Source organism: Bacillus sp. 22446 (assembly GCF_052044955.1).
GTDB lineage: Bacteria > Bacillota > Bacilli > Bacillales > Bacillaceae > Bacillus > Bacillus altitudinis.
Map to the genome: position 1 here is coordinate 528,995 of NZ_JBQEOD010000002.1, position 14,961 is coordinate 543,955.

Annotated in this window: 18 protein-coding genes; 4 read left to right on the forward strand and 14 right to left on the reverse strand. The window is 39.8% G+C overall.

What is annotated here, in order from left to right; translation table 11 throughout:
• Positions 1-7: 7 nt before the first annotated feature.
• The 7 genes from ACTJJD_RS06940 to ACTJJD_RS06970 form a co-directional block, all read right to left on the reverse strand.
• Positions 8-322 carry an ArsR/SmtB family transcription factor gene (locus tag ACTJJD_RS06940; protein WP_173408458.1) on the reverse strand — a complete coding sequence of 105 codons (315 nt, stop codon included), beginning with the start codon at positions 320-322 and terminating at the stop codon, positions 8-10.
• 572 nt (positions 323-894) lie between these two features.
• Positions 895-1,071: a hypothetical protein gene (locus tag ACTJJD_RS06945; RefSeq protein WP_440608245.1), complete on the reverse strand. Its 177-nt coding sequence runs from the start codon at positions 1,069-1,071 to the stop codon at positions 895-897.
• Positions 1,072-1,192: 121 nt separating this feature from the next.
• Positions 1,193-2,296 (reverse strand): threonine synthase, encoded by a 1,104-nt coding sequence (locus ACTJJD_RS06950; protein ID WP_440608222.1) that lies wholly within the window; start codon positions 2,294-2,296, stop codon positions 1,193-1,195.
• 72 nt (positions 2,297-2,368) lie between these two features.
• A complete protein-coding gene (locus tag ACTJJD_RS06955; protein WP_440608223.1) occupies positions 2,369-2,743 on the reverse strand; it encodes a RidA family protein in 375 nt (124 codons plus the stop codon).
• An 11-nt stretch (positions 2,744-2,754) separates the two neighbouring features.
• On the reverse strand, positions 2,755-3,405 hold the full coding sequence (locus ACTJJD_RS06960; protein ID WP_281215193.1) for a helix-turn-helix transcriptional regulator: 651 nt from the start codon (positions 3,403-3,405) through the stop codon (positions 2,755-2,757).
• A 162-nt stretch (positions 3,406-3,567) separates the two neighbouring features.
• Positions 3,568-4,227: a TetR/AcrR family transcriptional regulator gene (locus tag ACTJJD_RS06965; RefSeq protein WP_046343660.1), complete on the reverse strand. Its 660-nt coding sequence runs from the start codon at positions 4,225-4,227 to the stop codon at positions 3,568-3,570.
• A 63-nt stretch (positions 4,228-4,290) separates the two neighbouring features.
• Positions 4,291-5,460: an FAD-dependent oxidoreductase gene (locus ACTJJD_RS06970; protein WP_282833674.1), complete on the reverse strand. Its 1,170-nt coding sequence runs from the start codon at positions 5,458-5,460 to the stop codon at positions 4,291-4,293.
• 256 nt (positions 5,461-5,716) lie between these two features.
• On the opposite strand from ACTJJD_RS06970, the gene ACTJJD_RS06975 reads away from it, so the two are divergent.
• The 3 genes from ACTJJD_RS06975 to ACTJJD_RS06985 all read left to right on the forward strand — a co-directional run bounded on the left by ACTJJD_RS06975 (position 5,717) and on the right by ACTJJD_RS06985 (position 7,042).
• Positions 5,717-5,905, forward strand: a complete 189-nt coding sequence (locus ACTJJD_RS06975; protein WP_282833675.1) for a hypothetical protein — start codon at positions 5,717-5,719, stop codon at positions 5,903-5,905.
• A 108-nt stretch (positions 5,906-6,013) separates the two neighbouring features.
• Positions 6,014-6,181 carry a YdhR family protein gene (locus ACTJJD_RS06980; protein ID WP_440608244.1) on the forward strand — a complete coding sequence of 56 codons (168 nt, stop codon included), beginning with the start codon at positions 6,014-6,016 and terminating at the stop codon, positions 6,179-6,181.
• Between the two features lie 93 nt (positions 6,182-6,274).
• Complete coding sequence (locus ACTJJD_RS06985; RefSeq protein WP_440608224.1) at positions 6,275-7,042, forward strand: pentapeptide repeat-containing protein; 768 nt, start codon at positions 6,275-6,277, stop codon at positions 7,040-7,042.
• Positions 7,043-7,085: 43 nt separating this feature from the next.
• Here ACTJJD_RS06985 and ACTJJD_RS06990 read toward each other — a convergent pair whose 3' ends face one another.
• The 3 genes from ACTJJD_RS06990 to ACTJJD_RS07000 form a co-directional block, all read right to left on the reverse strand.
• On the reverse strand, positions 7,086-7,508 hold the full coding sequence (locus tag ACTJJD_RS06990; RefSeq protein ID WP_270107717.1) for a cytidine deaminase: 423 nt from the start codon (positions 7,506-7,508) through the stop codon (positions 7,086-7,088).
• Between the two features lie 225 nt (positions 7,509-7,733).
• Positions 7,734-8,660, reverse strand: a complete 927-nt coding sequence (locus ACTJJD_RS06995; protein WP_079920340.1) for an alpha/beta hydrolase fold domain-containing protein — start codon at positions 8,658-8,660, stop codon at positions 7,734-7,736.
• A 26-nt stretch (positions 8,661-8,686) separates the two neighbouring features.
• Complete coding sequence (locus ACTJJD_RS07000; RefSeq protein ID WP_017359557.1) at positions 8,687-9,088, reverse strand: MerR family transcriptional regulator; 402 nt, start codon at positions 9,086-9,088, stop codon at positions 8,687-8,689.
• Positions 9,089-9,472: 384 nt separating this feature from the next.
• Here ACTJJD_RS07000 and ACTJJD_RS07005 point away from each other — a divergent pair, with 384 nt between their 5' ends.
• Positions 9,473-9,781, forward strand: a complete 309-nt coding sequence (locus ACTJJD_RS07005; RefSeq protein WP_007499277.1) for a DUF4870 domain-containing protein — start codon at positions 9,473-9,475, stop codon at positions 9,779-9,781.
• A 54-nt stretch (positions 9,782-9,835) separates the two neighbouring features.
• On the opposite strand, the gene ACTJJD_RS07010 is transcribed toward ACTJJD_RS07005, so the two are convergent.
• The 4 genes from ACTJJD_RS07010 to ACTJJD_RS07025 all read right to left on the reverse strand — a co-directional run bounded on the left by ACTJJD_RS07010 (position 9,836) and on the right by ACTJJD_RS07025 (position 14,932).
• Positions 9,836-11,239, reverse strand: coding sequence for an ATP-binding protein (locus ACTJJD_RS07010; protein WP_440608225.1), 1,404 nt, complete (start codon positions 11,237-11,239; stop codon positions 9,836-9,838).
• Positions 11,240-11,241: 2 nt separating this feature from the next.
• Entirely contained in the window at positions 11,242-11,949 is a 708-nt protein-coding gene (locus tag ACTJJD_RS07015) for a response regulator transcription factor (protein ID WP_008343743.1), read from the reverse strand.
• A gap of 131 nt (positions 11,950-12,080) precedes the next feature.
• Positions 12,081-13,346: a glucuronoxylanase gene (locus tag ACTJJD_RS07020; RefSeq protein ID WP_440608226.1), complete on the reverse strand. Its 1,266-nt coding sequence runs from the start codon at positions 13,344-13,346 to the stop codon at positions 12,081-12,083.
• Positions 13,347-13,387: 41 nt separating this feature from the next.
• Positions 13,388-14,932 carry a glycoside hydrolase family 43 protein gene (locus ACTJJD_RS07025; RefSeq protein WP_056408605.1) on the reverse strand — a complete coding sequence of 515 codons (1,545 nt, stop codon included), beginning with the start codon at positions 14,930-14,932 and terminating at the stop codon, positions 13,388-13,390.
• Positions 14,933-14,961 lie beyond the last annotated feature (29 nt).

Genomic DNA, 14,961 nt, shown 5'->3' on the forward strand with positions numbered 1-14,961 from the left:
GCCCTCCTTACGAACAAGAAATGTTTGTTGCGTTCTGTTGTATTCTTTTTAAAAGGTCATCTTCTTTATTAATTTGATTTAAGATCATACGAATCGTCTCAATTTCTGGACACAGTGTATTAATTGAATAATAACGCCACTGCCCTTTTCTGTTCTCATTGACAAATCCAGCTTTTTTTAATTTTCGTAGATGCTGACTAATAGCTGGTTGACTCATTTCGAACATATCTACCAGTTCACACACACAATATTCTTTCTCCAAAAACAATTTCATCATGATCAGTCTTGTTTGATCACTGAGTGTTTTTAAACAATTCGACATATGTGTCACACCAATTGAAACATCTGCAGTCACAATGATTACCCCCTCTTTTCAAATATGGGTGTCGGTCCCTGTTATCAACTCCTTCAACAGTATATAACTGAAAACTTATATAATCAATTGATTATATGAATTTAAACAAAAATTTATTCTTAGTTATGCTCCCCTTTCATTTCACCTTAAGGAAATTCTATTTTTGGATCATAATTGCTATCATTTTTGTGCCAGCATGCTGTTGGATTTATGCTATCATGAGTCATTAGGGGGTTTTAATTACCAGTACCAACATTTTTTTGCAAACCAATTTTCTGCTTATGCTTTGGTTATTGTGTAATGTCGAGCTGTTTGAATATGTTATAATATCGCTTTCGTACTTTATTGCAAGCAAAAAACCATGTCAATTAAGACATGGTTTTACGAACTTTATCCTTGACCTCTATTTTATTGAGGGAAAGAATCAATTGATCCGTAAAGATTCTCTTTACTTTATATAAATCCCAAAGGCTCATTTTGTTGATGTGCCAGTTCCATTCCCATTCCCATTCCCATTCCCTCTGCCAGATGGAGAGCGTTCATTTATCCATATCATCATCTGGCCAATTGCGGATCAGTTGACGCAATCTAACTGCAACGGTCTGACAAACCTCTGGCATTAAGTAACTATCAGAATCCGAAAGATCAAGCAAAGGAATGATGTCATCTGTAAAGTTTTCAAAATGTGCTTCGCAATGAGTAAAATCCATTCCCACGAATCATTCCTCCGTTTTCAAATTGTAATGGTCGTTTCAACACTCGCTAATATCACTCCTGATTGATCATATAATAGGTCAACGAGCACGCAACTCTCTATTCTATCTGGGTTTCTAAGGTTTATGTTGATTTAATTCCTGCACCACAAAGAGGAATGATGACGCTTTCTGCTGATTCCTTTTGATATTTCATGTAGCCAGCAAAATTGATGGCAGATGTCACCTCTACATAAAATCCTTTCTCACTTAGTTTAGAGCGTGCATGGAGAATTTCTTCTTCTTCAATATCAATAAACGTACCATTCGTCTTGTATACAGCTTCTAAAATTTGTTTGGAGCGCGCCGGGGCAGCAATAGCTATTCCTTCTGCTACAGTCCCTTTATTTGTCATAGGCGTTGCTGATTCCTCCGCATGTTGAAAAGCTTTCACAAGTGGTGCGCAGTTCTTTGCTTGTACGGCAATAATTTTCGGTATTTTATGAATGAGACCATTTTCGAATAACTCTTTAAAGCCATAATACGCACCGAGCAGCAGAGTTCCGTTTCCAACCGGAATGATTAAAGCATCCGGTGCTCCTTTTAGTTGCTCATAGATTTCATAGGCATATGTTTTTGTACCTTCGAAAAAATAAGGGTTATAGACATGGCTTGCATAAAAAACGTTTTCCTCGTCTACTGCCTTTTGGGCCGCAGCTGCAATGTCCTCTCGTGTACCATGAATTTCTTTAATCGTTGCTCCGTGGGCCTTTATTTGAGCCACTTTTTTAGGTGATGTTTGATCACTTAGATAGATGTCACAGGCAATACTACAACGCGCAGCATACGCAGCAATTGCCGTTCCTGCATTCCCGCTGCTATCAGCAATGACTTTTGTTACCCCTAATTCCTTAGCTTTTGTCATTAACACAGCTGCTCCACGGTCTTTAAATGATAGTGTAGGCATCATATAATCAACTTTTACATAAGTAGTTGGCTCACTAGGATCTAGAACGATTAAAGGAGATTGGCCCTCGCCCATTGTCACAGTTTCCCACGTCTTAGAACCTTTTGGAAATGGCATGGTTTCAACATAACGCCATAATGAATTTGGATAGTGCTCCCAAGCTGCGACGTCTATTTTCGGGGTATCTTTCACTAGATTGAATACTCCACCACAATCACATTTCCATAGAGTTGGTGTTATCTCATATTTTTCCCCGCAATGGTTACAAATCAATTGATTCATCAATCATCAACCCCTATAAATATTTTTTTATACGAAATATAATTTTTTATATGGAATGAGCAAAAAAATATATTAAACATATGCAATGGCATCCATTTCAATTTTGAATCCAAAATGTAATGCATTCGTTGGCACAACCGTACGAGCTGGTTTATGTTCACCGAAAAATTCGGTATAAACCGCATCTACTTTGTCCCATAATTCAATATCTGAAATGTATAATGTCATGCGCAAAATCTTTTCTTTTTGACTTCCTGCAGCTTCTACAATCATCTCCACATTCTTAAGCGCTTGTAATGTTTCTTCTTCAATGGGGCCGAACTCTTTTTCTGTCGTTTCGGGATTGATAGCAAATTGTCCCGAAACATAGACCGTGTTTTGATGAATGGTTGCGAATGCATAGTGTCCGTTTGATTTTAGATTTCCTACCTCGAGTATGCTTTCCATTTTGACACTCCTTACCTCAATTTATTTTTGATTTCATCCAAATAGCTATAGACGGTTACTTTGGAAATGCCTAACATAGATGCGACCTTCTCAACAGATCCTTTCATTAAAAAAATGCCCTTTTCATCCATAAATTTGATTAGTTCAATTTTTTCATGGCGTTTCATGACTGGGTGAACACTGTTTTGAATGATCTGTTGAATCAATTGATCGACGATTTCTTCCACATTTTCAAGATCATCATTTGATGTTGTTTCTTTTTCTTGAGCTTCCACTTGTGTAGAAAGAAATGTGTCCATAAATTGCTGCATTTGATTTAGTGCTTCAACATCAAAATTGATACAGAAAGCACCGATTACTTTTTGCTTTGAATCACGTATTAATGAAGTCGAAGAACGAATCGTACGCTTATCTTCTGTTACAAATGTATAACCAGCCAAATAATCTTCTTTAAAATCTTCTGATTGTAATACAGTCTTGACTAGATGATCAAATGATTGGCCGATTTCTCTTCCTGTCACATGGTTATTTACTGTAAACATGACAGATGCTTGAGGGTTCGTTAAATCATGAATCACCACTTCACAATTTGGTCCAAACATTTTTGCAGTAGATTTTGCTAAAGGAATATAACTCTCTAATAACTTTTTAATATGTTCCATGCCTAAGCACCTCATTTTTTTATTCCACTAGATTATATAATTTTTTATATACAAAAACAATATATAGATTTATTTATATGTTGTAATGCTCACAAGATCACAAATATGAAAATCACCACATAAAAAAAGCAGCCATTGACTGCTTTTTGCTTATGCTCCTTTCTAATTGTCTTCCTGCTGGATTCCATACAAAATGACGTCAATTCCCCATCGGAACCGTTCCATTGATACGGTATCACCTGCAAACATTTCTTCTTTTACACGATGAATGAAAGGAAACTGCGTTTTGTCTGCTTGAAGAAATGCTTTTTTTGTGTCTGAAATCTGTGAAGAGCCTTGTTTCTTCCAAGAGACCTTTTCGTAAGCTACGGAAGATACATATAACAGCAATAGGTCTACTCCCCATGCTGCGGATGTAGATTTGATCCCGCCTTCATGCAATGCAGCGAGAAGATGTTCGGTCAACTGAAGAAAGTTCGTTCCTTGTGGAATGGTGGAAAGAGAAATTTCAGCGAGACCAGGTTTTTCGAACAGCAGTAGGAAATAAGTATGCAATAGGTCGAATAACTGTTCTTTCCATGTGCTATCCTTTGAATCTGGATAGACCATTTGTCCGAGACCATAATCCAATACGTAAGCACTGAGTTCTTGAACATTGTTCACGTAGACATACAAGGATGCAGGTCCCGTATCGAGTGCTTTAGCCACCTTACGCATACTCATGCCCTCTATCCCATGCTCCTTAAGAAGCTCATAGGCCGTTTTCACAATAAGCTCACGGCTTAAGGGTTCTTTAGCCGGCCGAGACCGGCGACTGATCATACGACGATTTGAATTGTTCATACTCTCTTTATAACATGTCAAAGTAAAATAGTAAATTGAGCATCAATCATCATCCTTTTGAAAAGAGTTCATCATATCTGCAAGCTTGACCGCAGCGTCTTTTGAAAAACACAGTTTTAAACTATTCTCCGATTCATTAGCTTTTTTCGATGAATATTCGTACATCATGTCTTCGTATTCTTCAATCGCCTTTTCAAAATGATGAGGATGCCGGACAATAGCAAGTGCTAGCTCCCTTGCATCAAACATCGCCATGTTCACACCCTCGCCTGCGAATGGCGACATGACGTGAGCTGCATCACCGATAAGCGTTACTCCTTTATGACGATTCCATTTGAAACCGACAGGAAGCGTATAAATCCGTCTTGGAATGATGGCATCTTCTGCATAACGAATATAATTTTTCAGCTGATCATCCCAATCACTAAATAACGCTAATAATTGTTCTTTTGCTTCTTTCGCTTGATGAAACGGTATACCACAAGTCTCGATCCAGTTGCGTTCTACCATAAGGCTTGCATACACTTTGATTCGGCCATCTCCGTTTAACTGCCCAATCAGTCCTTTGTGGTCTGCCAAAGCAAACATCTTACCACGTTTATTAAATGCAGCTAAATCAGGGTGGTTCACCTCTACGCTTAAGACATTCAGTTCTAGCATCGTGAGCCCAGAGTATTCAATCTCAATATCTGTTAACAGAGGACGCACACGAGAAAAAGCACCATCTGCCCCAATTAAAAGATCAACTGTCTCGACAACCCCGTTTTCAAAATGAAGCTCTGTCATACCACTTTCTAATGAAACGCATCTTTCTAGTTTATATCCATATTTGATGGTTTCAGCATCAATTTGTTCTAACAGTAGTTCACATAACACACCACGATCAATTTCCGGGCGAGTACCTGTTTGATCTGATTCCGTTTCTTCATCTAAATAAATTCTTCCTGATTTATCAAGTAATCGGAAATCTTCCCCTTCATAGCGGGCGTTCTTTTGAAATTTCTCATAAACTCCTGCTTCTTTTAAGGCTTTTTGACCTGTTTCTTCGTGAATATCCAGTGAGCCGCCTCGTTCAAGGCTCTTGTCATGCATCTCTCGTTCATAAATGGTTGTTTGTATACCGTAATTTTGCAAAATTAAGGCAAGTGTTAGTCCCCCAGGTCCTCCTCCGATGATAGCGATTTGCTTTTGATTCTTAGATAATGACGTCATCTTCTGCATCTCCTCATCCCTTTGTGGAAATCGTTTTAAATTCCATTTCATTTATATTATAACGAACATCGTTCGTAAAGAACAGTGTTCGTTCAAAATCGTTTGTTGTACGATTGTGTTTTCATGAAAAGAAACCAATCGCCCAACATCATATGATACACTCCATTTAGGACGATTAAAGGTTGTCGAATCATAACAATGATACTTAGATCAGTAGGGCTCCATTGTTCTCACTCTAAGTGTAAGAGGTGTTTCTATGAATAAATTGTTTGCCATGTTGATATTAGGATTAGGCTTTAGTGGTGCCGCACTTATTCTTTCTATCCCTTTGTTATTCAAAGTCAAACCAGAGCAAACTGAGCTGGTGTTTGCTGCTGGATCAGCGGGTGCTTTCGCAGTATTTACTGTCTCATGCCTAGTTCTTCGTAAACGATTCAATCGCTAAAAAACCTAAACAAATACCCATTGTTTATGACGGTGGATTTTGTTTAGGTTTTTGTGATTTACCTTAGTGTTCAGTCAAAGAATGTATACAAGCTGACCCCGATAGGGAATCTACTTATTCAAAACAAAAGAAACCGCTGAAACATATCACGATGTGCACGCTAAACGAATCACTAGCTTTGGCATAATAGATATCAATGCGAAAATCTTTGATATGAATTCTGACCTTCCTCATATCACAAAAGGTCCATTAAACGCATATCGTTTTGTGATATAATCTTGAGTCAAAGACAAGCGCTAAGAGAAAATGAACTGGCTGAATGGACATCATGACTGTGAAAAATTCTGAAGAAATGATAGGGTGATAGCGATGAGAAGACTTGAGTCTGGTATATCAGTAGACAACGAAACATTTTCTGATGTTGCCAGATATGAAAACGAAAAAATTAGCAGAACGACAATCATCAACTCAAATGTTCGTTCTCCTATTTTTTGGAGCTGTCACTTGGATCATCTTGTATTTGATACGTGTGATCTGACGAATGCGAGATTTTTTGCCGGTAGTACGATTGATCATCGTACTTTTAGTCATTCAGACTTGCGCTCTGTGGGCATTGGCAAAAACGAAGCTGTCTTCACCAATTGCGAATTTTCTTCCTGCGATATGAGGGGAATGACATTGGAGAATGCTACGTTTATCGATTGTACTTTCTCTAATTGTAGATTCAATGACCGTGTTTTACAGGCAGCGAACATCGTCAATTGTACCTTTGCTGGTAAGCTAATAGATATAACGTTTGAGGGAAATGGCAAACAAAAGCTGATCGCCAATTTTGAAAACTGCACCCTTGATGGTGTTCGTTTTATAGGCTGTGACCTAGCGGCATGTATTCCGCCAGCTTCCAAAAACCATTTATATGTTGAACATGTATCTGCACGTGTGAAAAAGGCCTTAGAGAAGATAGATGATGATCCTACTCTGTCTGACCATGATCGGAAAATACTAGTGCGGAGTCTGCGGAAGCTTGAACAAATGGAACAGTATATTTTTAACACGAAATATATGGAGAACATACATGGGGCCGCTTTTGTTGAACGATTTTTCAGTCATCTTAGATGTAGCAAGGATCACATGTAACATTTGCTACATCCCTTTTCCTACTTTATCATTATGTCGTACATCAGCTTCGAGTATATTTGAGCGGAATGAGTTCTTCGATTTTCACCTTGACCAGCTCCCCATCCATATCAAGGATGACAAAACACGTTGGTCCAAAGTCTGAAATGAGCTCTCGGCAGATGCCACAAGGGCTGACTACCCTAATTCTTCTATCTTTTTCATCTGAATAAGGGTGTCTCACTGCAACGATTGTATCAAAATCTTTGTATCCATTCGATAAAGCGCTGCCAATCGCAATGGCTTCTGCACAAACAGTTACCCGTCCGATATAGGCTTCTATATGGACAGCTGATATGATTTCTCCTGTTTTCATGCGGATCGCTGCCCCTACATGATGCTTGTCATCTTCATAAAGACTGATAATCCTCTTTTTTGCTTCGTCTATTAATTCGATATCTTCTTGTGATAGATCAAACGTTTTCATCGCGTTTCCCCTTTCGCCTCACTGCTCGTATGTATTATACCAAACATGAGGTGATGAACTGAACTTCACTCTCCTTTACTAACCAGCCAAAAGACCGTTCGTTCTGTAGTGAATTGCCATTTTGAACGTATTTCATATTCAATTGAAAAAGGCTGCTTTCAAATAAGCAACCTTTTCCCCTATTTACATCAGAACATGTACCCTTTCTAGGTGTGAACTAAATCCCTAACGATTGATCACTTGAATGATTTTCTTCAGAGCATCTGCCGCTTCTGGAATTGGCATGACAACAAACACATGCAGCATTTCAGGATAAACAAAGGTTTTGATGTCCATTCCTTGTGCTGTTAATTTTTCATCAAGCTTGATGGCATCTGGATATAACATATCATGTGTTCCGATAAAATGAGTGATCTTCGCTAGTCCTTTGAAGTCGCCGTATATGGGACTGATCAATGGATCTGTGAGACTTTGATCAGCTGCCCACAATTTAGTGATGACTTCCATTCCTTCATGACCTAGAATCGGGTCCTTTTTTGCATATTCAAAAATGAGAGGGTTGCTCATACTCATATCAACACACGCAGATAGTAACACGATATCCTTTGGCTGCGGCAGATCTTCCTTCTTTAAAAGGTGCGCAAGACCAAGTGAGATGTTTCCGCCAGCTGAATCTCCCATGATCGTCAATTGATTGGCACTTCCGGCAGTTTTCAGAAGGTCTTTATATAGGTTAAGCATTTTCGGATACGTATCCTGGTTGCTATAATGAGGTACTTTTGGGTAAATAGGAGCGACTACTTTCGCACCTAGTGATTGCGCCATTTTATCCATGAACCACCAATGGACATTCAAAGGCTGATTTGTCCACGCGCCACCATGTAGATAGAGAATGACTTTTTGATTTTGTGATGCTTGTTCATTCAATGTGAAAACTTGCATGCCTTCGAAAGTCTGCTCTTGTACCTCACTGATTAAATTCACATCATCCCCAATGGCATAAGGCTGTGTATTTTCAATTCCTTTTTGCTCGAGGAATTTTTTTGTCTGTTCGATACTGGAAAAACTCTCTTTATTACTTTGCGAAGCGAATAATGTTTCAAATTGAATACTTTCTTTAGAACGTTCACCATGATACATTTCTACACTCATTTTTTTCTCTCCTTCACTCAATAGGTTTATTGATCATCCTGCTTTGGAACACGAAATGATTCCAGGTAGAGTTGTACTTTTTTTTCAGGGGTTTTTAATAAGTTAGATAAAAGGTCTTGAATGAGACGAAGGCTTTTAATTTTCTTTTCAATTTCTTCATGTTTAAGATGGACAATTTGTCTTAGGGTATCAAGGTCTATGTCTTGACTTAGCATGTCCATAATTTCTGCTATTTCCTTTAATGAATAACCGAGCGTTTTCGCATCTTTGATCAATTGAATTTTCACAACATAGTCGTCTGTATAGAGTCTGTAACCGTTTGAACGTCGTCTTGGAGCAGGTAATATGTTGTGTTCTTCATAGTAACGAATTGCGGCAGGACTTACTCCTGTTTTTTTGGCAAGTTCTCCTCTAGTCATCAACTCCATCGTTACTCCTTTTTTATTATTTTGTTTTACTATATGTACATTATAAAGGTTGAACTATACTTCAAGGTCAAGGTGAAACATTTTTCGGCCAACTTTTGTTATCAAATGATTGTAGCAAAGAGATCTCTAGCTTGAACATCCGGGTAGAACATCTTCAAATGGTTCGACTTTACTGATTGTAGATTCAGAGGGGGCGAAGTCAACTTTTTTTCTGAAAAAATAAATTGAAATATCGATCATCATTTTATGGTTTAACATATTTAAGGTTGCTGTAAGGTTCGGATTAATACGAGTTAAGGTTGAGGTTGTACAATGGGTTTGTAAGGAATTGAGGGATGAGTCAAATGGTCCCCTCTTCTAAATCAATCATAGAGGTGAAAAGCTTTGAGAGAAAATAAAATTTTGTCTTCATTATGTTACTTCAGTATCTTTTTTGCACCGTTTCTATTTCCGATTATCGTTTATTTCTTAGGAAAAGACGAAGTGAAATACCATGCGAAAAAATCACTATGGACACATATTATTCCTTATTTGATTTTCGGTCTTGGTATTGCCGGTTCAGGTTTACTTGGCATGAACGATATCAGTCATGCTGGTCCGTTCTTAATTGCAACATATGCTGTGACATTCCTTGTGGCGATCTACTTCTTCATTTGGAACATTGTGAAAGGCATAAAAGTGTTTTCAGAATAAGAGTTAGAAAAAACGGTTCTGTGATTGAGCAGAACCGTTTTTTTGTATGTCCGTTTAAGCGGGTAATTGGATATCAATCGTTGTTCCTTCTCCTATCATACTTTGTATTGTAATATCTCCCCCATGTTTTTGGATGATATCTTTTGCAATCGCCATTCCAAGGCCTGAGCCTGCATGTGTCCCTCCAGTATTCGTCCCTCTATAGTAGCGATCAAACACTTTTTCTAGCTCTGCCTCTTCAATTCCTTTGCCGTTGTCTTGAATGGTGATGTGGGTATGTTCTTTTTGTTCAAGCTGTACAATGATTTTCACATCAGCATCATTGTGAACAAGGGCATTTAAAATGAGATTGGTGACCGCTCTTCGTATGAGGATCGTATCAATATTCAGCATGAGCTTGTCTACATTCGTTTGTAGCTCAATGGTCTGATCTGCATATCTCGAATCGTTGAGGATATCAATTAACGTTTCACGCAGCAATGGCACAATGTTCACAAGCTCTTTATGCAACATCACGTCGTTATTTTTCAGCCTTGTTGTTAAATTTAGATCCTCCATCACATCTTTGATGTACAGTGATTTATTCTCTATGATGCTGGCATAATGTCTAATGTCTTGATTTGAAAGAGGATAATTTGGATCTTTCATGATTTCTGCATAGCCTTGAATAGAGGATAATGGTGTTTTAATATCATGAGAAATATGACTGATCCACTCTTCTCGCATTTGCTCTAATTTGTCTTTTTCTTTTTGGCTTGAAGCGAGCTGCTCTGATAAGTGATTGACATTATAGAACACATCTTTATATATCCCCTTCGTTGGCAACTTCGTCGTATAATCTCCGTTTGCGAGCCTCTGGATGCCATGAATGGCACGGCCGAGCGGTTTGATGAGTTGCCGGCTGAATAAGTATCCAATGAATAAGGCAATGATGGCATCAATCGATAATAAAATCATCGTCCCGATATTGAATTGCGATATTAATTCTTTCGTATCAAAAGAAAATAAATATTTTCCGATGGAAGGGTCCTTAAATCCGATGAAATAGCTGTATTCCTTACCCTTTCCATTTTTTCCTCCAGCATAGATCGTCGACATCAATTGCTTATCTTTATATTTATGTAAGTTAACGACTTCTATAGGTGTGTATTTGCTCTTTAAGCCTTTAGGTGCTAGTGCATGATAGACGTCTTGTCCATTTTCGTCTAATATTTGAATCCACGCATTTTGTTGTTTTAAAGCTTGCTGTCCTTCTTTACTCACAGTGATATCTTGATCAGACAAAGTGATGTATTGTTCAAATGTTCTTGTAAAGGTTTCCGGCGTATTTTCTTCGTTTTGCTGACTGCTTGCTTGTAGTACAAGCCATATCATGAATCCAAATAAGTTAATAAAGACCGTGATAATGGTCACGATAATGACAGAGACCATGTATCTGCCTGTTAATCGCCATTTCATCTTTACGCATCCTTTACAACAAATTTATAGCCAAGCCCTTTGACCGTCACGAGAAATTCTGGTGTAGATGGGGAATGTTCTATTTTTTCCCGAAGTCTTCGTATATGAACCATTACCGTATTATCAGAACCGAAGAAATCCTCTCCCCAAACCGTTTGATAAAGCGTTTCTTTACTGATCACGCGATTCGGATGCTGCAAGAAATAAGTCATCAACATAAGTTCTTTCGGAGTGAGCTCAATCGCCGCTCCGTTTTTCGTCAGTTCGGCTTGCTGCTCGTTTAACTCAAATGGGCCTTTTTTGATCACTGGCTCCGCTTGAGAAGGCTGTAAGTATGATGACCGTCTTAGCTGGGCTTTTACCCGGTAAGCGACTTCTTTTGGACTAAACGGTTTTGTAATGTAATCATCGCCGCCAATGGCAAGTCCTACAATTTTGTCTGATTCCTCTCCCTTTGCTGATAAAAAGATAATCGGAACATGCGAGACATCTCTGATTTGTTTGCAAATATCGTAGCCTTCTCCGTCTGGCAGCATAATATCCAGTATGACGAGATCTGGTTGTTCTTGATGAAATTGCGTGAGCCCATCACGGGCAGTTGAAGCTGTTAACACCTGGTCAATGCCTTCTCTTGTTAATACGGTATGGATTAATTCTAAAATTTCTTTTTCGTCATCTATAATCAATACTTTGCTTTGAACCTTTGGCATGATGATCACTCTCCTGAAGTCATTGTTATTATTATACCCAAAGTGTTGACGTCGTGAAAAATCAACTTTCTATTTACACAGAAAAAAGCCAATTTTCTTTTTTAATGAGAAAATTGGCTTTTCGTGTTTCTTTAGCGTTTGACCACAAATGTTGTCACACTTTGAGCAGGGAGATGAGCCCAAAATTGATTTCCTGATATGTTTAAGTCAGTTCCAGGCTGAAGGTTGCTGCTGCCGCTCGTCACCCATCTAGACGCCTGAGAAACGGAGCCATTTTGCACGACGAAGTGTTGATTGACCCCTGCATTGTTTTTATTAATCGCCACAATGACGACCTGATTGTTTCCTTTATAGGCTGAGACGAAAACATTCGGTTCAGGGCTTTTCGTTGCATCAATCCTGACGTACCCTGGTCGCACAAACTTGGAGAAATGCGCCATGTTGTATCCGCGTTTGCTAATCATTCCATCTTCTTTCAAAGGACCGTATGATCTCCGGATGTACCACCACACATACGCCTGAAAGTCCCCTTCCACCATTGAATGGTGAATATGCTCTGATACCCCTAATGCCTCAGGCCAGCGGTCCGCTGAATTGTTATCACTATTCGGATAGTAGACCTCTGTCATCCATAGCTCTTTCCCTGCCCCTTTTTGTTTGAAAAGAGGGTAAGGAAGCTGGCTAATTTGGGTTCCGTATAGATGAGCGCCGAGAATGTCCATATTCCTAAGCGCCTGCGGATCGTTTAAGATAGGATCTGAGATATTCTTAAGGTATTGAAAAGATTCTGGTGCAATCACACGTGCATTAATGGAGCCGGCATTTTCTCTCATGAATCGCAGGATTTCCTGAGGTGTCCACCATGTCCATTCGTGTGCATAATCGGGCTCGTTTTGAACAGAAATCGCATAAAGATTGACTCCGTTGTTTTTCATGTAAGTGACAAAATCATTCAGATGCTGAGCATATGCTGCGTATTGATTGTATTTAAGCCGCTTGGCAGGTGATCCATTCCGGTTGAATGTTTCAACCATACTGCTTGGAGGATTCCAAGGGGAAGCAATGACTAGAGCACCATGCTCGATCGCTCGTTTGGCCGTCGCGACTTCTCTGCTCCAATTGTTTCTGTTTTCGTCTACATAAATTCTAAGAATGGAAAACCCTAACTGATTTTGTCCATTGCCAAAGGCGGTTTCCCTTTGTGGTGCTGTCAAATCACCAATCCAAGCTGGATGGTTCATTCCGCCAAAACCACGAATCACTTGTCTTTCTGCGTTGAGGTTAATGTTTGCGTCAGCTGCTGATACTTCAGCTACTCCGGGGCCTATGAACATGACAGATAGCATGGTGAAACACACCAATAAAGCAAGCATTGGTTTTTTTATACATGACATCAAATTTCCCACTCCTCTATCAAACATTTAAGCACCTTTATTCGCTACCTTTGAGTAAACTGCCAAGAATCAAATTGGAATAGATTTCCCCCGCCTGTTCCGGTAAAGACAAAAAATACGTTGTGCACTCCGGATGCGCCGTTAATCGATGTTTCTATTTCCCGCCAGTTTTGTGTTCCACCGGTGGAAGGGACATTCAGTGTACCGACCAGTCTGCCGTTCGCGCTGCCAAGGCGTACTTCTATTTTCCCGCCTACTGTCGATGCGACATTGGCTTTAAATGTTCTAGCGCCATTTGAACCAAAGTCTACATTCCCTAAAGCGACCCAATCGCCGTTTTGAATGTTGGTGACATGCTGGTTATTCACTGGTCCTCCTGGTGCTGACGAGGCTTCTGTCAAAATGCGTCCATTCCAAGCGAATGTTTCAGCTTCAACACGTTGATATGGATTCAGATTAGATAGCTGTTTCACTCCTTCATAATTGGCTGCTACTTCTCGAAGGGAGCCATCTGCATTATGAACCAGCTTGTTAATATGTGGAGAGCGATAGCCTTTGCCGCTTCCGTATAATGCAGAGCTAACGGTTTGCGTATGATACACCACATACCACTCATTTTTAAAATTGAACACCGCATGATGGTTGTTACCGCCGCCACCAAAAAAAGCACCCGGATTTTTCAGAAAGTGTCCTTTATACGTGAAGGGTCCCATCGGACTTGAGCTCGTCATATAGCCGATTTCACCAGGTGGTTTATCAGCAGGATGTGAGCCACCAAAATTGATGCAATAGGAATAGTAGTAGGTTCCGTTATACTTATGCATCCCTGAGTCTTCAAACATAAAAGGAGCATCAATGGTGGATGCGCTACTGGCCACACTTGTCATATCAGCACCTAGCTTCAAAACTCTTGCTGTTTTAGGATTTGCCCATTGTCCCTGCGTTGGATTGGAACCACCTGGAACGCCTCCGCCGGCATATAGATAGCCAGTGCCGTCATCATCTACAAATACGGCCGGATCAAAAAGCCATACAACTCCGGACATGCCAGGTGTACTTGGCGTAACGAGTGGTTTTCCAATCGGATCAGTCCATGGGCCGATCGGGCTGTCTGCTGTAAGGACACCTATCCCTCCGCCGCTGTTAGCGAAATAAAGGAAAAATTTATCCTTTCCGTTGATCTTCTTTACCGCTGCTGATGGGGCCCATGATGCGCCTGCCCATTTGGCAATGCCTCTGCCGCCGTTTGCCCCATTTGCCCCCGCTACTGGAATCGCTCCGTGATCGGTCCAGTTGACCATATCCGCCGAAGAGATGACGAATACTCTATTCAGATTTGCAAATGAATTGTCCTTAATCGTTCCGTTGCTTTGATATTCATAGTCATCACTCGACATATAAAGGTACACTCTTCCGTTATAGGTAAGTGCAAACGGGTCTGCTCCTAAGTGATGATCAATGAGCGGGTTTGCATTTCCTACTTGTTTGGCAATAGGAGTGCTTGCCGCATTCGCTTCATATACCGGCAAACAACTCAGTACCAAAGTGAAAATCAATAAACAAACGCTGCACTTCATCCTCGTCCTCATCGTGTCATTTCCTCCTGTTTTCATCTTCC